This window comes from Herpetosiphon gulosus, assembly GCF_039545135.1.
Classification (GTDB): Bacteria; Chloroflexota; Chloroflexia; order Chloroflexales; family Herpetosiphonaceae; genus Herpetosiphon; species Herpetosiphon gulosus.
This window is the reverse complement of sequence record NZ_BAABRU010000010.1, coordinates 109,482-128,587: the sequence shown is the minus strand read 5'-3', so window position 1 is coordinate 128,587 and position 19,106 is coordinate 109,482. Positions and strand designations below refer to the sequence as shown.

The window sequence follows — 19,106 nt, the reverse complement described above, 5'->3', positions numbered from 1 at the left end:
CGCCGCAGGCCGAAACCCACAAAAAATGCGTTGATAGAGCGCAAACTCTACCAACGCAACTATGCTCACAATACGTAGCTAGGCAACGCTTTCGAAGACCAAGGGCAAGGCTTCAACGGGCGTAGCACTGATCGTAATGGCCGATTTGAGTGCTGCCAAAGCGACCTCGGCCCGTTGCTGATCGGCGGCATGGACCGTCAACAAGGCCTCGCCCGCTTGAACTGGCTCGCCAACTTTACGCTGAAGCACCAAACCTACCGCTGGATCGATCGCATCTTCTTTGCGGGCGCGGCCAGCCCCAAGCTCGGTTGCCACAATCCCACAGGTTTCGGCATCGATGCGTTGGACAAAGCCACTACTCTCGGCCAGCAAACTGATTTGAATTGGGGCGATAGGCAGGGTTTCTGGTTGATCAATTACCGTGAGATCACCACCTTGCTGGGCAACAAACTCACGGAATTTAGCCCAAGCTTGGCCGTTATCCAAGCTTGTTTGCAATTGTTGGCGAGCTTCGTCAAGGTTTTGGGCCTTACCAGCCAAGACCAACAGATGTGAGCCAAGGGTCAAACATACCTCAACCAAATCGCTGGGGCCACGGCCTTGCAAGGTTTCAATCGCTTCGCGCACTTCCAGCGCGTTACCGATCGTCAAGCCCAGCGGTTGCTCCATCGATGAAAGAATCGCCGCGACATTACGTCCAGCCAATTGGCCGATCCGCACCATCGTTCGAGCCAAATCGCGGGCTTGGTCGAGGGTTTTCATAAACGCCCCCGCCCCAACCTTGACATCGAGTACGATGCTTTTGGCTCCAGCCGCCAGTTTTTTGCTCATGATGCTGGCGGCAATCAGCGGAATACATTCGACTGTGCCAGTAACATCGCGCAGTGCATACAGCTTTTTGTCGGCAGGTGCAAGATCGGCAGTTTGGCCCATAATCACCATGCCGATGTCACGCATGGCATGACGAAATTCATCTTCGCTGAGATCGATGCGCATGTTGGGGATGGCCTCAAGTTTATCGAGCGTACCGCCCGAAAAGCCCAAGCCCCGCCCCGACATTTTGGCAACTTGTAAGCCAACTGCTGCCAACATTGGCCCCAGCACAAGGCTGGTTTTATCGCCAACTCCGCCAGTTGAGTGCTTATCAACGGCATCGGGCGCAAAATCACGCAAATCGAGCTGATCGCCCGAAGCGGCCATGGCTAGGGTCAAATCGGTGGTTTCGCGATCATCCATGCCTTTGAGTACAACCGCCATGGCCCATGCCGCCATCTGATAATCGGGCACACTGCCGTTGGTATAGCCCTGAATCAGCCATTGAATTTCTTCGGTTGAGAGCTGTGCTCCATTGCGTTTTTTAATAATCAGATCAACCGCTCGCATTATTTTAATCCGCCTTCTGTAAGTTTTCGCCATGCCAAGGGCAGGCGATTAAGAATATCGCTGGCGATGGTGCCGCGTTCGCCGAGTTCTTCACGAACCAGAGCGCCTGCAACGCCATGCACACCAACCGCAAGCTGGGCGGCTTCAAATGGGGCTAAGCCTTGTGCCAACAAGCCAGCAGTTAGTCCAGCAAGGATATCACCAGATCCGGCGGTTGCCAATGCAGGGTTAGCCAAACCATGCAACGCCAAGCGGCCATCGGGGCTAGCAATAATTGTGTGAGCCGATTTCAGCACTACGGTTACGCCCCAACGGGCGGCGGCCTCAAGGGCAACTTGGGGGTGATCTTCGCCGATTTTTTCTTCACCCAGCAAGCGGGCCATCTCGCCAATATGTGGCGTGAGTACGACTGGCTGATCGCGTAATTTCTCTTCCCAATGTTCAATTGTGGCCAAAATATTCAGGCCATCGGCATCGATCACCAGCGGTGGCAGCACAACTGGGCCTTCTTCTTCAGCCTTGGCCTCTTCTTTGGGCCGTGCAGCTAGGCCGAAGCCAACCCCGCCTTTGCGTTTGGTTGGCAACTCAAGCTCGTTTGAGCCAAGAAAACCTACGCCCAAGCGACGTTTGCTTGAGGCTAAGCCAATCAGTGCCCGCAGAAAATCGCCAGTGCCTGTTTCGGTGCCAAGGCCAGGGCCAACCAGCAAAGCTTTATATTTAGCTAATTTTTCGTGCACCAATTTAGCAGCGGCTTCGGTCAACTCGCCTGGCTCGACTTCAGGCAAAGGCAAATAGGTTACTTCATGCAAATGGGCTGCGGTGCTGCCATAAATTGAGCGGGGGCAAGCCAAGGTTACCACCCCAGCGCCCGAACGAGCCGCCGCTGTAGCCGCAAGCCAAGCTGCACCAGGATAGAGATACGAGCCAGCCACAACCATCACGCGCCCGAAAGTATCTTTATGGCCATCAACCGGACGGGCCGGCACCAGCGAACGGATTGTCGCAAGATTCAGTTCAGTTGTAGTCATCGGCTCCTCCATAGAATCTGGTAAGGTAAAGGGGGCGATTGCCAATTTGCCAACATAGGCCGCACCTGGATACAAATGATGACCGCGTTTGGTTAAGCCAGCCGCCACGGTATAGGCTGCATTGATGATTGTGCCCCAAATCTTGCCATTATCAGCATCGAGGCCCGAAGGCACATCGACTGCCAAGACTGGCAATTTGCTCGCATTGACCAAGTCAATAATGTGAGCCACATCAGCCGCTAACGGACGACTCAGGCCAATTCCAAACAAACCATCGATTACGAATGTGCTGGTTTGCAACAGCTGCTGGAGTTGCTGATTTTGCGAGTCATCAGCAGCGAAGCTCATCGGAATAGCTTCGGCTTGGGCAGCGGCAAACGGCCAATCATCAGCTTGTGGTTTGCGTTTATACAGATAGCAGCTGACTGGAAAATCCGCCTCTTTGATATGCCGTGCGATTACTAAGGCATCGCCGCCGTTATTGCCAGAACCAACCAGCACCAAAACGGCGGGATTAGGTTGCTTGGCAATCACCGTTAATCCAACATCGGCCATGCCGCGTGAAGCCTCGGCCATTAAGTCAGGCCACGTCGCCCCTTCGTCAACAGCGCGTTGCTCAATTGCCCGAATTTGGGCAGCGGTTGTAATGTGATACCCAGGCACAATTTTTGGCATCGTTGCCTCACCACACTTAATACTATCGAAAATTATACACCACAGGCTTAGCCAATCCATGGGCGATTTAGCAAGGATTAACGAAACACTAGCAGAACGAGCAAGGGGTAAGTTGTCAGGGGCTAGGGATCAGTTAGGCTGAAACTACGAAGAACGCGCAGTTTCTCGAGCCACGAATTGCACGAATGATTATTCTGTTGAGCCATGTGACTGAATGCTAGACCCTGATCCCTGAATCCTGACCCCTCTTTCTCTCTACGCCTCTGCGTTAAAATCTAGTCCCTGATCGCTGAATCCTGATCCCTCTGTGCTTTTGCCTGCTGACTTTTGACTTTTGATTTCTGCCTAAACCACTGCCTGTGCTATCATAGACAATGGACAAAACGTCTACCATACGGAGGATTGATATTTCAATGGCTCAATATGATGTTGTGATTATTGGTTCAGGGCCAGGCGGTGAAGTTGCTGCCTTGCGAGCTGTCCAATTGGGCTTAAAAGTCGCTGTCGTCGAAAAAGAACAAGTCGGCGGTGTCTGTTTAAATATTGGCTGTATTCCTACCAAATCGCTGTTGCACTGCGCCGACTTGCTGGAAGAAACCAAAGAAGGCAAGAAGTTTGGCGTAATCACGGGCGAAGTTTCGTTCGATCTCAAGGGCGCGATGGGCCACAAAGAAAAAGTGGTCAAAACCATGCGCACAGGTCTCGAAGGCTTGTTCAAAAAGAAGAAAATCGACCTCTATCGCGGGTTTGGCCGTTTAGCTGGCACCAACAAAGTTGCCGTCAAAGCCAACGATGGCACCGAAACCGTCATCGAAACCAAGAATGTGATTTTGGCGGTTGGCTCGACTCCTCGCGCCTTGCCATTTGCACCATTCGACGAGCAACGGATCGTTTCGAGCACTGGAGCCTTGAGCTTGCCCGAAGTGCCCAAACATTTGGTAGTGATCGGCGGCGGGATCATCGGCTGCGAATTTGCCTCGATGTACCGCACCTTTGGCGCGCAAGTGAGCATCATCGAAATGTTGCCGCGAATTGTTGCCACTGAGGATGAAGAAATTTCGGCTGAATTGGCCAAAGCCTTCACCAAACGCGGCATCAAGCTCTACACTGGCTCAAAAACCAAGGCCGTCAACAAACGCGCCGATGGTGCTAGCGTAGTTTTTGAAGGCCCAGATGGCAAAGAACAAACCTTAGAAGCCGATTATGTGCTGATTGGCACGGGGCGTGCTCCTTTGACCAAAAACATTGGCCTCGAAGAAGTTGGCGTAACCATCGACGAACGCGGCTATATCCCAGTCAATGCCACCATGCAAACCAATATTGCCAATATTTATGCAATTGGCGATGTTGTGCCAACCCCATGGCTGGCCCACGTTGCCTCAGCCGAAGGCGTGATTGCGGTTGAACATATCGCAGGCCACCACACCAACCCAATCAACTACGACATTATTCCAAGCTGTGTCTACTGTTCGCCCGAAGTGGCGCACGTTGGCTTGACCGAAGCTCAGGCCAAAGAACGCGGCTATAATGTCAAAGTTGGCAAGTTCCCATTTGCGGCGGTTGGCAAAGCTACAGCCATTGGCAATCGCGATGGCTTTGTCAAAATCGTGGCCGACGCTGAATATGGCGAAATCCTTGGGTTTCATATGATTGGGCCTCGCGTGACCGAGTTGGTTGCCGAAGGCGGCTTGGCTTTGAGCCACGAAGCCACAGTCGAATCGTTGTTAGCGACGATTCACGCCCACCCAACTTTGTACGAAGCCATGCACGAAGCTGGTCATGCCTTGCTTGATGGCACACTGCACCTCTAAATTAAATTTCGCTGAATCAGCTTGCGAAGGACACGAAGCGCCAATTCTGGTGTTTTGCGTCCTTCGTAATTATTGAAGCCTTGGTTGCCATGAAAATTTTGATTATTTCGAAAGCCCTGACCGCCGCTACCTACCACCGCAAGCTTGAATTGATTGCGACTGAGCCAGATGTTGAATTGACGGCGATTGTGCCACCGATGTGGTTTGAACCTAGCGTTGGCGAGTATCCGCTGGAAGTGCAAACGCCACGCAATTATCGCATGCATGTTGTGCCACTTGCTCATAATGGCCATCATCATACCTTTTGGTGGCAGGGTTTGGGCAAATTAATCGCCGCTGAGCAACCAGATATTCTGCATGCCGACGAAGAAGCCTTTAATTTGGCAACATTTCAGGCGTTTTGGCATGCCCGTAAAACCCAAGCCAAACTTTGTTTTTACAACTGGGCTGATGTAGCGCGGCGTTATCCACCGCCATTCAGTTTCTTCGAGCGCTACAGCTATCGCCATGCCGCCCATGCAATTGCTGGCAATCATTTGGCCAAGCAACTCATTCGCGATCACGGCTACACAGGCCCAATCAGTGTCATTCCGCAATTTGGGGTTGATGAGGCGATTTTTACGCCTGCGCCTGAGCCATTACCCGCAAAACCGTTTGTCGTGGGCTTTTTTGGGCGCTTGATGCGCTCGAAGGGTGTGCTGGATTTATTGGCAGCACTCGAACGTTTGCCCAGCGATATTCATTGCCGTTTGATTGGCAAGGGTGATTTGAGCAACGAAGTTGAACAACGCATCGCCAAAGCGCCGCTGGCTGGGCGGGTTACGCTTGAGCCGTTGATTCCCTCCAGCGCCATGCCCGAGGCCATGCGCAGTGTGCATGCCTATGTTCTGCCCTCGCGCACCACTCCCAATTGGAAAGAGCAATTTGGGCGGGTCTTGATTGAAGCCATGGCCTGCGGTGTACCAGTGATTGGCTCCAATTCAGGCGAGATTCCCCATGTAATTGATACAGCAGGTTTGGTGTTTCCCGAGGGCGATGTTGCAGCCCTAGCCGAGGCAATTCACAAACTTTATCTTGATCAAGATTATCGCCAAACCATTGCCCAAGCTGGTCGCCAACGCGCCTTGCGCCATTACACCCAAACCAGCATTGCTCAGCAGCATTTAGCAGTTTATCGCTCGATGCGCTAACCAACCACGAAAGAGAGAGCACCATGCAAACAATTCGCACCACCCGTTTAATCATTCGACGATTTAGGTTGGCTGATGGCGCATTTATTGTGCAATTGGTCAATCAACCCTCATGGCTGCAATGGATTGGCAACCGCAATGTGCATACCCTTAATGATGCCGAAACCTACCTCAGTAGCGGCCCGCTGAGCATGTACGAGCGCTATGGAGTGGGCTTGTGTGGCGTAGAATTAGCTGGCAGATTAATTGGCATGGCAGGCTTGATCAAACGTTCGCCCGAGGCCGAGATTGATCTTGGCTACGCCTTCTTGCCCGAACATTGGGGCCAAGGCTATGCCACCGAAGTAGCTCAAGCCTTGCTGAATTATGCAATCAATACAATCAAACTGCCACGGATTATCGCCACAACTCATCTTGAAAACCATCAATCGATTAAAGTGCTTGAACGGATTGGCATGCAATTCGAGGGCATCATTCACGAAGGCGAAAAATCATTACGTTTGTTTGGCTATGGTAGGCACTGAACGAAGGTTCAGTCGTTAGGTGTAATGGGTTCCCTCACCTCACCCCCTAGCCCACTCTCCCGCCGAGCGAGGCGAGGGGCTGGAGTGAGGGAACGTCATTCCGTTATTACCAAGCGTTTGCAAGCCTGAATTAGCTCATCGAGGCTAGCAACTTGGGGAATTTGGTAACGAGCACAGATAATATCGACGTTGCCTTTGCGCCAAAAGCCTTCGGGGCAACAAACCAACACTTTTCCGCTACTCGCGAATAAGCCCAGTTCAAGCAGGCTGATTGGGGCTTGGGTTTGCGGCGCAAAATAAATCACAATCAAATCGGCGCAGGCGAGGCCGTCAAGCTCCCATTCAACTTGACCACGAAACAGTGGATTCTCGATCGTCTGCGCCCACGAGCTATCCCAAGCGGCGCGGCGTGGGTTGAGCAGCAACAAATTGGCGTTGACCAATTGACGTTCGATTTCAGCTTGCCAATCGATCGCACTGCCCATATCGATCGAGCCAGCCAAAAAAATCGTGGGCATGGTTTTGGTGGCTGGTAAAGCAGTTGGTGGTTTGAGCACGACAGCCATCTCAAGCTCCTATATTTGTTTACGATTCGCTAACGTAATAAATGCATCTAAACTAATAATTTTCACTAGGTGGCTATCCACAATATAGGTACTCAAACTATTTTTAAGATAAAATTCTTTGATCGAACTCCAACCTTCACCACCTAATACAATTAAGGCATAAGGATATAATTGAGGATTATTACGAACAAGATGAATAAGTTTAATCACTTCAAACGGTACTTTTTCCTGTGCGCTTCCCGAAACTTCTTGCCATTTCAGTGACAAGGGAATAAACATAGTTGGAGTAGCAATAGATGTAATTAGGACATCCAGTTTATGTTTACCACCACTAATGCTCTGACCCACAATAGGTTGGGCAGAGAAAACATAACCATTTTTTGTAAGGACAGGTTCAACAAGGCTTTCTAAAATTTGCCCGCTTGTAGTATTTCGACTCATGCTTCAATTCCTCTAAGCGCTAATATCTCTTTAGCCGATGAGCGATCGCCATTACAGGATATCCGACGTGGGGCATCAACAAGAATTAGTTTAAAATCTAGTTTCTTATAAAGCTTTTGAATCCGCTCCGTTGCTTGATTTGAGGCAATAACTGGCCCTTGATGTTTCGATAACCATTCAGCCAAGTGCTCTTGTTCATCCCAATTAAATCCACCACTACTATAATTGGTAAATTCAACATCATATGGTGGATCAGCATAAATAAACGCATTCTCCGCGACATCAAGATTTGAGAAATGCCTATTAGATAAAATCCAATTTTCTAGAACTATTTGATAATCTTGAAAATCATTAGTATAGTTTATCTTTTTATATCTACCAAACGGAACATTATAAAAACCTTTTTTATTAAATCTACATAATCCATTATATCCAGTTTTATTTAAATAATAGAATATTGATGCAGCCTCTGCGGTTTTATAGTTATTCTCTTTAATTAATTGATTAAAACGATCACGATGTTGATAATATAATTCTTCAGAATTCTCAAGTCGGATATTAATAATGAGGCCTTTACTTATTTGTTGATAAAAATTTATTAGGTGAGGGTTTATATCATTAATTAATGCTGATTCTGGTTGTAAACCCAGGGATACAGCTAAACCACCTGCAAAGGGTTCAACAAGCTGTCGATTTGCAAATGGTTGCCATAAAGTATATAGGGTGGCAACCAACCAGCGCTTGCCACCCGCCCATTTTAAGGGCGGTAGCACTTGTGGCAAAAGATTTGTTATTGTCATGGAGAATCCTTGTAAGCATGATGGTTGGGTTTTCGTTATTTGATTAGAATAACACAAACATGCTATTCTTGGGCTAGCGCTTCGAGCCGAAAATCGCGAAATTCGGCAGTAAAACCGCTTTGGATTGGCGCGGCAGCCATCGGACCAACTTGCACCGGCAAAGCCGGCGGAAAGTACCCTAAACGCACCATGGTTGGGGTGGCCTCGGCCTCAGTCGCATACAGCACTTGGAGTGTATCGCCGTTGCGCGTGACCGTTAGCCAAAGTTCTTCAGGAGCTTCAGCCAACTTTACCACCGACCAATCCGAGTGTTCAAGGGTTAATACGGCGCTCACATGGTAAGCGCCATCGACGTATTCGATGCCGCATTTGAGCCAATTATATTGATCAAGCCGCACCATCAGCCCAGCTTGATCATATTGATGTTGATAGTTGGCCTTGACGCGCACACTACAGTTAAAATTGTTTTCGGCAACTTGATAGTAAAAATGGCCTGAATCGAAAATAAAACCATAGTGGGTTGTGCGCCAAAAATCGCTTTTCGTTTCAGCCGTAACGCTCAGGATATCATCACCAAATGACCATTGTTGCGGTTCGTTTAACCATTGCATTGGGTTTGCTCCTTCGAAAAATAAGCTGGATCTGAGCAATGTTGCTATTATAGCGCTAGATTAATAGATCCAGAATCAAGGGCGTGATTTGGCTAATATCTTCGACCTTGGCAGCAGCTTGGGCCTTGGCTCCGATCACTAACAACGGCACTGGATTGCGGCTGTGGCTGGTGTGGTCGATCATCTCAAGGTTGCCATGATCGCTGACCAGAATCAAGCTATCGCTGGGTTGCATTTGGCTGATGATCGCTCCAAGCATGCTATCGATCAATTCAAGTGTATGTTCGGGCGTTTCGACAATCCGGCGATGACCAACAAAATCGGGCAAATAACACTCGTAATGCACCAAATCGGCCAAACGTAATGCTCGCCCAAGCCGCAAGCCTGCTTCGTGAGCAGTAATCGTGGGCAAGCCCGCCAAAGCACCCCATTGTTGCAAATAATAGCCCGTAATGTCCCAGGTCACCGCTTGACCAGCTAGCCATTCGGGCGTGGCAGGCAAGGCCAAATCGACCACTTGAGCGGCGAGGGCAGCGGCAGTCGCGCGTTGCTCACGTTTGACCACGAGATCCCAATAGTGATCACGATGGACAGTGGCGATCAGACTGGTGCAGCCAAGTTGCTGAACTTTGGCAAACAAACTTTGTTCGGCGATCATCGGGCGTTGCGATGGTGCAGGATAGGCTGGATAATGCCGTCCCAACAAGGCCGAAGCATTCACGCCTGTCCACAAACTAGTATGGCCTGTGCCACTTTGCGGTAAGCCTTCAACCCCCAAGGTCGCATCAATCGCCCGAAAATAGAGATTGGGCTGATCAATCTGCAAATTGCTATGGGGCAATTGGCCTAGCAAATTTATCAATGTTGGTAGATGGGCGGTCGTCCATGGCGCGGCGGCGTGCGGCAACAAGCCAACGCCATCAATAAAACAGACAATCACGCTCATAGCACATCAATTCCAAAGCGAGCCAAAAGATCGCGACAGCGTGCGGCTGGCTGCGGGCTGAAAGGATCACGCGGGCCATGCGAATCGCCGCCAGCGCTAATCAAAAAGCCATGCAGCGCTGCCTGCTGCTCGAAAAATGCCACTTGTTCAGGGCTATGCATTGGATAATAAACCTCAATGCCATCAAGCCCAATCGCCGCCAACTCTGCAAAATCGGCGGCAGTTGCTGGGATGGCATAAACACTTTTTTCACGCCCAGGATGGGCTAAAATCGCCACCCCGCCAGCAGCATGGGCGACTTCCACAATCTCAGCAACACTCAAGGGATTATAGGCCGCAGGCTGGTTGGTTAGTAAATAAGCCATGCCCGCCGATTCAGGATCAACGCCAGTTTGGCTGGGCCAAATACCATCGCGCACCAAGGCATGGGCCACATCGGCCAAATTAGCAGGTCGATCGACGGCAATTTGGGCTAGGCTTGGGAGATCGTGGCCTCCACTACGCGTTTGCTCTAGCAGGCGTTGCGCATCAGCATGGTTGCGGCTGACCACCGCCTCGCACAAACCCAAAATCCCAGGATCGTTGGGGTTTGCACCATAGACCAAGGTATGCCAAAGCTTGCCGTTGAAGGCGCTATCGAATTCAACTCCGCCGATAAAATCCAAGCCCGCTACTTGGGCTGCCTCAGCAAAAGCCGTCACTTGGCTGGTAGTATTGTGGTCGGCGATGCCAATAACCTGAATGCCAGCCGCTTGGGCCGCTTCAATTAATCCGTTTGGAGTCCAATGCGAATGATGCGGTGTCGCAATTGTGTGACAATGTAAATCGAGCAACATTTAAGCCTCCCAACACAAAGGGCCAAGAGCACTAGCTCTTAGCCCTGCGATGGCGTTGCCAAAATGGTACCACAATTTAGGGTTGATTAACTGGGGGATTTTGATTAGTGAGTGGGGGATTTTGGCTTTGGCTATATTTACGCCATTTGCGCCAGCCAAACCATGCGGCCAAGACCAACGGCAACCAAATTGGAATCCAAACCGCCCAAACGACCAAAGTTTCAGCAACATCTTTGCCAATTTCCAATACATCGTCCCAAGCGCCAGTTGCGGCGGCGAGCGGTGTCCAGCCTGGCCGTTCGGCTTTAGCCAAAGCATTGCGGATATTTTGGCCAATATCAATCTTCGCAAACATGCTGTAATCAGCGCTTTTTGGCCGAATCAACAAGGTAATCATGCTCATCGAAGCACTATCGCTCAGATATTTTTGGCGACCTTTGATCACTTCGATTTGGCTTTCGTATTGCATTAATGTTTCGTTGATTTGAATCGTATCGGCGATCGTTTCGGCTTTGGCCAGCAATTCACGAATGCGGGCAGCGGTGGCTTCTAAGTTGGCTAAGCGCGATTGATTATCAACAAATTCTTCGGTTACATCTTGGCCAGATACTTCGCGGCGCACAACTTCAAGTTTATTTTCTTCAAAGGCATTCAAGGCTTTTTCAAATTGGGCAGCCGGAACCCGAAAGGCCAGCGAAATATAGGCTTGATCTTCATCATTGCTGCTGGCATCATCGGTCGCGACAATGTAGCCGCCCAAACGTAGCACCATATTTTCAATTTGGGTACTGGCCAAACGCATTTGCTTATACTCGATTAAGGCTTCAACATCAGCATTTTTAATCACCAAACGCTCGGTGGCTTGGTTGGGAGCGGCACTCGGTTCTTGTGAATTTTCTGCATCGGCTGGTGCAGCCCCACCAAGTGCCGGAGCCGCAGCAATATCAGATTCAGCCATTAAACCATCGGTAGTTGTTTGTCGATACAGCTCTGGGGCTGGCGCAGCTGTAGCCATTGTAGCTTGATCTAAAGCACTTCCAACAGTTACAAGTCTGTTTCCTACAGAATTACCCGAACCATTAAATAAATTTGTAGCGACTAAAAAGACCACCAAGACAGCAGCGCCAATCGCCAATAAACGTTTGCGTGAACGAATTTGGGTTAACATACCAATTTCCTTTCGCGGAATGGGTCAAATGTTGGATTGTCGCGACGTTTCTATAGCATCAACGTTACGAATGTTCAATTTGTTCCCGACTAAATAGCTATTTAGCCATCCGCTTGAAAATTAATGATTAAACACCCTGACGTTTGCGCAAGGCGGGGCGGCGACGCAATTGGGTTCGGCGCACGATTGAAGCTTCAGACCGAGCAGCTAGCGGCTCCGCAGTAGGTTGGGCTTCACGAATTCGTTTGATCCAAAACTCTTCAACTAAAGCTTGGCCAACCACCGCCAAAGGAATGGCAATCACCCCACCGATAATCCCCAAAAGCTCGATGCCACTAAACAAGGCCAAAATCGTGATCACTGGATGAGTTTCGACGGCATGGCCCATGACTTTGGGGGCAATCACATGTACTTCAATATTACCGACGATCAAATGCAACACCAGTACCCAAACTGCCAACATTGGCTGCACCGTAAAAGCCACCAACATGGTTAAAATTGTGGCCACAAAACCGCCAACATAGGGAATCAACTCAAGCATGCCGCCGATCACGCCTAGCGCAACCGGATAGGGCACACCCAACATCCACAGGCCCATACCAAAACAAACGGCATAGAAGGTGGCGACCGTCAGTTGCGCCCAAACCCAGCGCCCAAGGCGGCGGCCAATCACATTGGTAACCGTGATTAAGCGTTCTTGAAAGCGACTCGGAATCATCAATTTGATAAAATTGCTGGCAACATTGGCGCGGCTAACCAGGAAAAAAGCTAAAACCAAGACCACAATAAAATTAATAATCACGCCCATCAAGGTGCGGCCAAAGGTGAAGGCTGCACCGCTAAACCCGCCAACCACCGTGCCAGCATAATGCGCCGCTTGACCAGCCAAATCGCCAGTTGGCAAAGTTTCACGCAAGGTTGGAAATTGCTGGGCTAGCCAAGCACTGGCTTGTTGGGTTGGTTGGCGCACCAAATCAGGGAATTGCTGGGCCAAAATTCGCACCTGTTGATTGACCATTGGCACCAGCACAAAGCCCAAACTAATAAACATGGCAACGATGATCGTGTAAATCACCAAAATTGTAACTGGACGAGCGATGCGCAATTGTTCAAAGCGTTGCACCACCCCTGAAATTGCCACTGCCAGCAGCACCGCCACAAAAAATAGCACCAACACATGATTCAGCAGAATCGTAATCCAGACCCCTGAAAAAATCAGCAGTGTCCAGCCGACTGTGCGGGCACTTACTCGCACGGTTAATTCTTTGGGCATATGCGCTACCTTCCATCGACCCTAAACCCTTAGCCTAGCCGTGAGTTTAGCCGCAGTTCAGGGCGATTATGTTGACATTGACCACACAGGCCAAAGGCTTCGAGGGCATGGCCTTGAATCACAAAGCCTGTCGATTTCCCAAGCTGGTTCAAAATACCATCGAGATCGCAGGTATTAAAAGCAACCGCAGTGCCACAACGGGTACAAACTAATTGATGTTGATGGGGGTGGGCTGGCAAATAAGCATGATCACCTTCATCGTGGTGAATGCGAGCCAACCAATGGCTTGCTGCCAGCATATCCAAGGTGCGATAAATCGTGGCCCGACCAACATCGGGCAATTCGACCACAAGTTGTTCGGCAGTAAATGGTTCGCGACGGCTGGCAATCGTGCGAACAATCAAGCGCCGTGGGCCAGTCATACGACAACCTTGCTCGTTCAGCGAGCGTAAAACATCATTTTCCCAAGCCATACAAAAATTTCCTTACTAGGTTATGAGAGATCATAGGGTGCAGGCGTTTCGCGAGCAAGCACATAATGCATTCCACCAACATGGCGAACCATGCCTTTGAGTTCCATCAAGCCCAAGGTTGCCGCCAGATCATGGGCCGCTAGCCCACACGAGCGCCCTAATTCGTCGATATGGGTGGGCTGACCACTCAAATGGGGCAAGAGCAAGGCCTCGGCTGGCGTTTCGGGCACAATCTTGCTCACTGTTTGTTGGGCTTGAGCTTGATGCAGATTCAGCTGCTCCAGCAATTGCTCGATTGAACGCAAGGGGGTTGCACCATCGACGATTAATTGATTTGGCCCATCGCTGCTATGACTGAGAATCGAGCCAGGCACTGCAAACACATCACGACCTTGTTCGAGCGCAAAGCGAGCAGTAATTAATGCACCACTACGTTCGCCCGCTTCAACCACAATGGTTGCCAAACTTAGCCCGCTAATCAAGCGATTACGTGCAGGAAAATTGCCACTCAATGGCTCGGTCGTCGGGGCATACTCCGAAAGCAAGGCTCCCTGTTGGCTTACATCAGCAGCTAATTGGCGATGCTGCGACGGGTAAATCTGTTGGAGTCCACTGCCAAGCACCGCCAAGGTGCGCCCGTTGTTATCTAATGCGGTGCGATGGGCGATTGCATCAATCCCCAAAGCCAACCCTGAAACCACCGTCAATCCTGCGCGGGCTAGCTCGCCAGCAAACTTATAGGTAACCTCACGACCGTAGGGGGTAGGGTTACGCGTGCCGACAATCGCCACCGCCCAACGATCAGTTTCAATCAGCGAACCACGCATGTACAGCAACGGTGGTACAGGATCGATCGTGTGCAGCATGGCCGGAAAGTCCGGGTCGGTTTGCAGCACAACCGTGATGTTTTGTTCAGCAATCGTGCGTAGCTCGGCCTCAAGGTCTAAATGCTGCTGCGCATGCTGTAAGGCTTGAATGCTCCGACGATCCAAACCAGCCGCCCGCCAATCGTCGAGCGTGGCCGACCAAGCTGCCACAGCCGAGCCACAATGCTTAATCAAAGCTTGTAGCCGCTGTGGTCCTATACCAGGAGTGAGATTAAAGGCAATGTAGGCATGACGTTCATCCATTGCAGACTCCCACACATGTGTAACGCTTTAATTATACATCAGTCGAGTTGGTAGCAAAAGCAAATAGGAATTGCGGGCGGTAGCAAAAGCTACCTGCTTCACGGTATAATGAACCTATTATGGCTTTTTTCCACCATGGCCGAGTTTATGAATAGTTTTAGCGCTACGTCCTTCCAACCAACTATGGAGCAACCAACGCTCGCTGAATTAACCCAAACTATCGCTCGTTTAGAGGCTGAGCTCGCTGCTACCAAGCAGGCCTTGCTCACCAGCGAACAGCGTAATCTGCAATTTTTTCAACAAACTCAAGCGATTGAGTTAATTGTTGAGCCAGATACTTGGCGGGTTTTAGCGGCCAATGCTGCTGCTTGCCGTTTTTATGGCTATAGCCAAACCGAGTTTAGTAATCTCAATGTTCGGGATTTAAATGTATTGACCAGTAAAGAACATCGGGTCGCCATTCGCAACGGTGAGCTTGGTGGCAGCAATCGCTATGAGTTTCGCCATCGCTTACGTTCAGGAATGGTCTGTGATGTTGAAGTTTATATCACTCCCTTTGAATATCAACAGCAACCAGCGTTATTTTGTTTAATTCACGACGTAACTGCCCATAAACAGACGATTCGCCAAATGCAGCGCCAAAATGCCTACCTTGGCTCGCTTCACGATGTGACGTTGGCCCTGATCGAGCAGGCAGCCCTGCCCGATTTGCTCGAAATTATTTTGTGGAAAGCAACCGATTTGGTCGGCAGCGAATATGGTGTGATGTATATTCGCAGCGCCGATGGCCAAGCCATGGAATCTGTCGTGAGCCGTGGGGCGATCAACGTGATTCAGCGCATCGAATTAGGCCAAGGTGCGGTTGGCAAGGTCGGCCTCAGCGGCCAGCCATTAATTATTGATGATTACACCGCCTGGAGTGAGCGTTTATTTACACCGCAAGATGGTTTTGGTAATGGCCTGTTGGTTTTACCATTATTGCGTGAACAAACGGTCGCTGGGGCACTAGCGATTATCTACGAGCCAAGTCAGATTCAAATTAGCATTACGATGCTTGAAATGGTGCAACAATTTGCCCGCTTTGCCTCGCTTGCACTGGAGAAGCATATGCTCTACACCGCAGCCCAAACTGAACTGGCCGAACGTCGGCGGGTCGAACAGCAGTTGCGTTCGCTCAACGAGCGCTTTGAATTGGCCCAAACGGTGCTGAATGGTGGCATCTACGATTGGGATATGATTCAACAGACTACAGTGGTAAATCGGAGTTTTACGACGGTGTTTGGCTATACCAGCGCAGAGGTTGCCAGCAGCCCAACTTGGTGGGAAGAACATCTGCACCCCGATGATCGTGAGCTGTTCATCCAACGAACTACCGATATTTTTGCTGGGCATAGCGATATTTTTTCAGCTGAATATCGCTTTCTCGATCAACATCAGCATTATCGCTTTGTCCAGGATCGCGGCCATGTGCTGCGCGATGCCAATGGCCAAGCCTTGCGCATGGTTGGCACACTAATCGATATTTCCGAGGAATATCGCCATATTGTTGAGATGCTGCCTTTGCCGCTGTTTGTGGTGCAGGATGATCGAATTGTCTATGCTAATCAGGCTGGGCTGACGTTAACTCAAACCACCAGTAGCGAATTGCTCAGCCAGTCGGTGCTGAGCGGCTTGCGCCCACAAGATCCTGATGATTTTTATGTGCTGATTCGCCATGCCAGCACCATTCCCACCAGTTTTATTGAAACGACCTTTTTGCGCCGCGATGGCACACCAATTTATGGCGAATGTTCAACCTCAGCAATTTTATTTGAGCATCGAAATTCAGTCCAAGTGATTATTCGTGATATTAGCGAACGCAAGCAGGCCGAGCAAAAACGCCTAGAAATTGAACAACACTTCTCGGAAACCCAAAAATTAGAAAGCCTTGGGGTGTTTGCTGGCGGGATTGCCCACGATTTCAATAATGTTTTTATGTCAATTCTTGGCAATACTCATTTGGCCATGCTCGAGCTACCTGAGCAAGCCAACCTGCGTCCGCTTTTAGCCGAAATTGAGCAATCGGCCAAACGCGCTGCCCAAATTACCAAACAAATGGTTGCCTACACTGGCCAAAATCTTGATGTACGCCGCAGTCTGATGATCAACGAATTAGTTCAAACTTCAATTCGCTTGCTGCCCTCAAGCCTGACCCAGCAACGCCATATTCAGAGCAACTTAGAGGATAACTTGCCGCTAATTGAGGGCGATCAACAACATCTGCGTCAAGCGATCAGCAATGTGCTAATCAATGCGCTTGAAGCGTCGAGCAGCGGGATGCTTACGGTTACAACCAGTTTGTGCGATTTGCAAGGAGCGCCCGAGGGCCACACCTACACCACTGGCACATTTTTGCCCGCCCAGTATATCGCGATCGAAATTAGCGACCAAGGCTTAGGCATGGATCATACGACGATCTCGCGCATGTTCGATCCATTTTTCACCACCAAATTTACTGGACGCGGGTTGGGTTTAGCGGTTACTTTAGGGATTGTGCGCGGCCATCGGGGTGGCATCGCGGTCAAGAGTCGCCCTCAACAGGGCACGACGATAGGAATTTATCTGCCAATTATGACAGCAGTACAAACCGAGCTAGCCAGTGAACAACCAGCCTTAGTCGATTCAGGCCCAGGCAAAATTCTGGTGATCGACGACGAGCCTGATGTGCGGATTGTGATTGATCGGATTTTACGCCGTTTGGGCTACGAAACCTTACTCGCCGAGGGTGGCAATCGAGGCATTAGCCTCTTCCGCGACCATCATCAAGAGATAGCGGGCGTTTTTCTCGACCTGACCATGCCCGACCTTGATGGCCAAAGCACCCTAGCAGTGCTCAAACAGATTCAGCCCGAGATTCGCGTGGTCATTATGAGCGGCTATAATGAACAACAAGTGAGCCAACAATTTGGTACTACTGGTACAACCCAATTTCTGGCAAAACCATTTATGATTGAGGAGATCCGCGATAAGCTCACGGCATTACGGCTCTAGCCATGCCGCGTTGGCAATTTTTTGAAAGGGGCAGTTATGTCTCGGCGTTCTCCCAAACCATCACCATGGCCACGGCGGTTCATGTACATTACGGGCATTGTGATGGTGATTTTTTTTGTGGTAGCAGTGACGGGCTTATACAGTGGTAATTTTGCCCTCGCCTTCCCGATGTTTGTTGGTTTGACGGCGTTGATGTTGTTTATGATTATTTTGCTCTTTTTACACAACCGCCTCAATCGTTAGCCAAGCTTAAAATCCCTCACCCCCACTCCTTCCATTGGATGATTGCTTGCGTTCCCTCACCCCCGACCCCTCTCCCACTGCGGCGGGAGAGGGGAGATCCAATGGTTATGATAGGCTGGTTCCCCTCGCCAAGCGAGTGAGGGGACTAGGGGTGAGGGCATGAACATCGACTACAAATCCCACCCAATCATTGTTAAAAACCTACCCTTGAAAGGGGTTGGGGTGCAGAAATACCTATAAATTTGAAATTTGCCAATCGATTGGGCTTTGGCCATGAGCCTCAAGTGCTGCATTGATTTTGGAGAACGGGCGGCTGCCAAAGAAGCCATTATCAGCCGAAAGTGGCGAAGGATGCGCCGATTGAATAATCGTATGGCGACTCGTATCGATTAAGCTAGCCTTCTTTTGGGCATAGGCTCCCCACAACACAAACACCACATGCTCAGGTTTGGCATTGACTTGGCGAATCACCGCATCGGTGAATTTCTCCCAGCCACGATTTTTATGCGAGTTGGCGGTATGCGCCCGCACCGTCATCACCGCATTGATCATCAACATGCCTTGTTTGGCCCATGGCAGTAGATAGCCATTATTCGGCACAACACAACCAAGATCGGTTTTGAGTTCCTTGAACATATTTTTGAGCGATGGTGGCGCTTTGATTCCAGGCAGCACCGAAAAACATAGGCCATGGGCTTGACCCGGGCCATGGTAAGGATCTTGCCCCAACAACAGCACCTTGGTTTGCTCAGGCGATGTTAATTCTAAGGCCGAAAAAACTTGATCTTCTGGCGGAAACACCTGCTGTTCAGCCCGTTCAGCAGCGACAAATGCCTCAAGATCGTTCCAATATGGCTTGCTAGTTTCGTCGGCGAGCACTGGTTGCCACAAAGCCGGAATCGTTAATGCCATCGCGGTTGTCCTCATATTCACACAAAGTTGGCTCTTGCATCTGCACAAGTTGCCCATATCATACAG

The 19,106-nt window shown here is 50.1% G+C and carries 18 protein-coding genes; 5 read left to right on the top strand and 13 right to left on the bottom strand.

Features of this window, described 5'->3' with window-relative positions; all coding sequences use genetic code 11:
- Nucleotides 1–78: 78 nt before the first annotated feature.
- Nucleotides 79–1,383, bottom strand: coding sequence for a pyrimidine-nucleoside phosphorylase (locus ABEB26_RS14860; protein ID WP_345722820.1), 1,305 nt, complete (start codon nucleotides 1,381–1,383; stop codon nucleotides 79–81).
- On the bottom strand, nucleotides 1,383–3,086 hold the full coding sequence (locus ABEB26_RS14855) for an NAD(P)H-hydrate epimerase (RefSeq protein WP_345722819.1): 1,704 nt from the start codon (nucleotides 3,084–3,086) through the stop codon (nucleotides 1,383–1,385). Before ABEB26_RS14855 ends, ABEB26_RS14860 begins: the two co-directional genes overlap by 1 nt.
- Nucleotides 3,087–3,499: 413 nt before the next feature.
- Here ABEB26_RS14855 and lpdA point away from each other — a divergent pair, with 413 nt between their 5' ends.
- From lpdA to ABEB26_RS14840, 3 genes are all read left to right on the top strand, one after another.
- Entirely contained in the window at nucleotides 3,500–4,897 is a 1,398-nt protein-coding gene (lpdA, locus tag ABEB26_RS14850; RefSeq protein WP_345722818.1) for a dihydrolipoyl dehydrogenase, read from the top strand.
- Between the two features lie 89 nt (nucleotides 4,898–4,986).
- Nucleotides 4,987–6,087, top strand: a complete 1,101-nt coding sequence (locus ABEB26_RS14845) for a glycosyltransferase (RefSeq protein WP_345722817.1) — start codon at nucleotides 4,987–4,989, stop codon at nucleotides 6,085–6,087.
- 23 nt (nucleotides 6,088–6,110) lie between these two features.
- Complete coding sequence (locus ABEB26_RS14840; protein ID WP_345722816.1) at nucleotides 6,111–6,611, top strand: GNAT family N-acetyltransferase; 501 nt, start codon at nucleotides 6,111–6,113, stop codon at nucleotides 6,609–6,611.
- Between the two features lie 95 nt (nucleotides 6,612–6,706).
- Here the strand turns inward: ABEB26_RS14840 and ABEB26_RS14835 are convergent, their stop codons facing one another.
- The 10 genes from ABEB26_RS14835 to dprA form a co-directional block, all read right to left on the bottom strand.
- Nucleotides 6,707–7,177 carry a nucleoside 2-deoxyribosyltransferase domain-containing protein gene (locus ABEB26_RS14835; protein ID WP_345722815.1) on the bottom strand — a complete coding sequence of 157 codons (471 nt, stop codon included), beginning with the start codon at nucleotides 7,175–7,177 and terminating at the stop codon, nucleotides 6,707–6,709.
- 9 nt (nucleotides 7,178–7,186) lie between these two features.
- Entirely contained in the window at nucleotides 7,187–7,618 is a 432-nt protein-coding gene (locus ABEB26_RS14830; protein ID WP_345722814.1) for a PD-(D/E)XK nuclease superfamily protein, read from the bottom strand.
- Nucleotides 7,615–8,418, bottom strand: coding sequence for a DNA adenine methylase (locus ABEB26_RS14825; RefSeq protein ID WP_345722813.1), 804 nt, complete (start codon nucleotides 8,416–8,418; stop codon nucleotides 7,615–7,617). Before ABEB26_RS14825 ends, ABEB26_RS14830 begins: the two co-directional genes overlap by 4 nt.
- 62 nt (nucleotides 8,419–8,480) lie before the next feature.
- The gene (locus ABEB26_RS14820; protein ID WP_345722812.1) at nucleotides 8,481–9,029 is read right to left on the bottom strand and encodes a DUF1349 domain-containing protein; all 549 of its coding nucleotides are present in this window, start codon (nucleotides 9,027–9,029) and stop codon (nucleotides 8,481–8,483) included.
- 55 nt (nucleotides 9,030–9,084) lie between these two features.
- Nucleotides 9,085–9,975 carry a hypothetical protein gene (locus tag ABEB26_RS14815; RefSeq protein ID WP_345722811.1) on the bottom strand — a complete coding sequence of 297 codons (891 nt, stop codon included), beginning with the start codon at nucleotides 9,973–9,975 and terminating at the stop codon, nucleotides 9,085–9,087.
- Nucleotides 9,972–10,811 (bottom strand): PHP domain-containing protein, encoded by an 840-nt coding sequence (locus ABEB26_RS14810; RefSeq protein ID WP_345722809.1) that lies wholly within the window; start codon nucleotides 10,809–10,811, stop codon nucleotides 9,972–9,974. Before ABEB26_RS14810 ends, ABEB26_RS14815 begins: the two co-directional genes overlap by 4 nt.
- Nucleotides 10,812–10,887: 76 nt before the next feature.
- Nucleotides 10,888–11,979: a DUF4349 domain-containing protein gene (locus tag ABEB26_RS14805; protein ID WP_345722808.1), complete on the bottom strand. Its 1,092-nt coding sequence runs from the start codon at nucleotides 11,977–11,979 to the stop codon at nucleotides 10,888–10,890.
- A 127-nt stretch (nucleotides 11,980–12,106) separates the two neighbouring features.
- The gene (locus ABEB26_RS14800; RefSeq protein WP_345722807.1) at nucleotides 12,107–13,252 is read right to left on the bottom strand and encodes an AI-2E family transporter; all 1,146 of its coding nucleotides are present in this window, start codon (nucleotides 13,250–13,252) and stop codon (nucleotides 12,107–12,109) included.
- 29 nt (nucleotides 13,253–13,281) lie between these two features.
- Nucleotides 13,282–13,725, bottom strand: a complete 444-nt coding sequence (locus ABEB26_RS14795) for a Fur family transcriptional regulator (protein WP_345722806.1) — start codon at nucleotides 13,723–13,725, stop codon at nucleotides 13,282–13,284.
- 20 nt (nucleotides 13,726–13,745) lie between these two features.
- Nucleotides 13,746–14,855 (bottom strand): DNA-processing protein DprA, encoded by a 1,110-nt coding sequence (gene dprA / locus ABEB26_RS14790; protein ID WP_345722805.1) that lies wholly within the window; start codon nucleotides 14,853–14,855, stop codon nucleotides 13,746–13,748.
- Nucleotides 14,856–14,990: 135 nt separating this feature from the next.
- On the opposite strand from dprA, the gene ABEB26_RS14785 reads away from it, so the two are divergent.
- A complete protein-coding gene (locus ABEB26_RS14785) occupies nucleotides 14,991–17,885 on the top strand; it encodes a PAS domain S-box protein (RefSeq protein WP_345722803.1) in 2,895 nt (964 codons plus the stop codon).
- A 36-nt stretch (nucleotides 17,886–17,921) separates the two neighbouring features.
- Entirely contained in the window at nucleotides 17,922–18,128 is a 207-nt protein-coding gene (locus ABEB26_RS14780; protein WP_345722802.1) for a hypothetical protein, read from the top strand.
- Between the two features lie 234 nt (nucleotides 18,129–18,362).
- On the opposite strand, the gene ung is transcribed toward ABEB26_RS14780, so the two are convergent.
- Entirely contained in the window at nucleotides 18,363–19,040 is a 678-nt protein-coding gene (gene ung, locus ABEB26_RS14775; RefSeq protein ID WP_345722801.1) for a uracil-DNA glycosylase, read from the bottom strand.
- Nucleotides 19,041–19,106: the final 66 nt, after the last annotated feature.

Bases quoted from the DNA above. Each gene is read 5' to 3' on its own strand.
- ABEB26_RS14860 (WP_345722820.1), bottom strand. From the start codon at position 1,383: ATGCGAGCGGTTGATCTGATTATTAAAAAACGCAATGGAGCACAGCTC.
- ABEB26_RS14855 (WP_345722819.1), bottom strand. From the start codon at position 3,086: ATGCCAAAAATTGTGCCTGGGTATCACATTACAACCGCTGCCCAAATT.
- lpdA (WP_345722818.1), top strand. From the start codon at position 3,500: ATGGCTCAATATGATGTTGTGATTATTGGTTCAGGGCCAGGCGGTGAA.
- ABEB26_RS14845 (WP_345722817.1), top strand. From the start codon at position 4,987: ATGAAAATTTTGATTATTTCGAAAGCCCTGACCGCCGCTACCTACCAC.
- ABEB26_RS14840 (WP_345722816.1), top strand. From the start codon at position 6,111: ATGCAAACAATTCGCACCACCCGTTTAATCATTCGACGATTTAGGTTG.
- ABEB26_RS14835 (WP_345722815.1), bottom strand. From the start codon at position 7,177: ATGGCTGTCGTGCTCAAACCACCAACTGCTTTACCAGCCACCAAAACC.
- ABEB26_RS14830 (WP_345722814.1), bottom strand. From the start codon at position 7,618: ATGAGTCGAAATACTACAAGCGGGCAAATTTTAGAAAGCCTTGTTGAA.
- ABEB26_RS14825 (WP_345722813.1), bottom strand. From the start codon at position 8,418: ATGACAATAACAAATCTTTTGCCACAAGTGCTACCGCCCTTAAAATGG.
- ABEB26_RS14820 (WP_345722812.1), bottom strand. From the start codon at position 9,029: ATGCAATGGTTAAACGAACCGCAACAATGGTCATTTGGTGATGATATC.
- ABEB26_RS14815 (WP_345722811.1), bottom strand. From the start codon at position 9,975: ATGAGCGTGATTGTCTGTTTTATTGATGGCGTTGGCTTGTTGCCGCAC.
- ABEB26_RS14810 (WP_345722809.1), bottom strand. From the start codon at position 10,811: ATGTTGCTCGATTTACATTGTCACACAATTGCGACACCGCATCATTCG.
- ABEB26_RS14805 (WP_345722808.1), bottom strand. From the start codon at position 11,979: ATGTTAACCCAAATTCGTTCACGCAAACGTTTATTGGCGATTGGCGCT.
- ABEB26_RS14800 (WP_345722807.1), bottom strand. From the start codon at position 13,252: ATGCCCAAAGAATTAACCGTGCGAGTAAGTGCCCGCACAGTCGGCTGG.
- ABEB26_RS14795 (WP_345722806.1), bottom strand. From the start codon at position 13,725: ATGGCTTGGGAAAATGATGTTTTACGCTCGCTGAACGAGCAAGGTTGT.
- dprA (WP_345722805.1), bottom strand. From the start codon at position 14,855: ATGGATGAACGTCATGCCTACATTGCCTTTAATCTCACTCCTGGTATA.
- ABEB26_RS14785 (WP_345722803.1), top strand. From the start codon at position 14,991: ATGGCCGAGTTTATGAATAGTTTTAGCGCTACGTCCTTCCAACCAACT.
- ABEB26_RS14780 (WP_345722802.1), top strand. From the start codon at position 17,922: ATGTCTCGGCGTTCTCCCAAACCATCACCATGGCCACGGCGGTTCATG.
- ung (WP_345722801.1), bottom strand. From the start codon at position 19,040: ATGGCATTAACGATTCCGGCTTTGTGGCAACCAGTGCTCGCCGACGAA.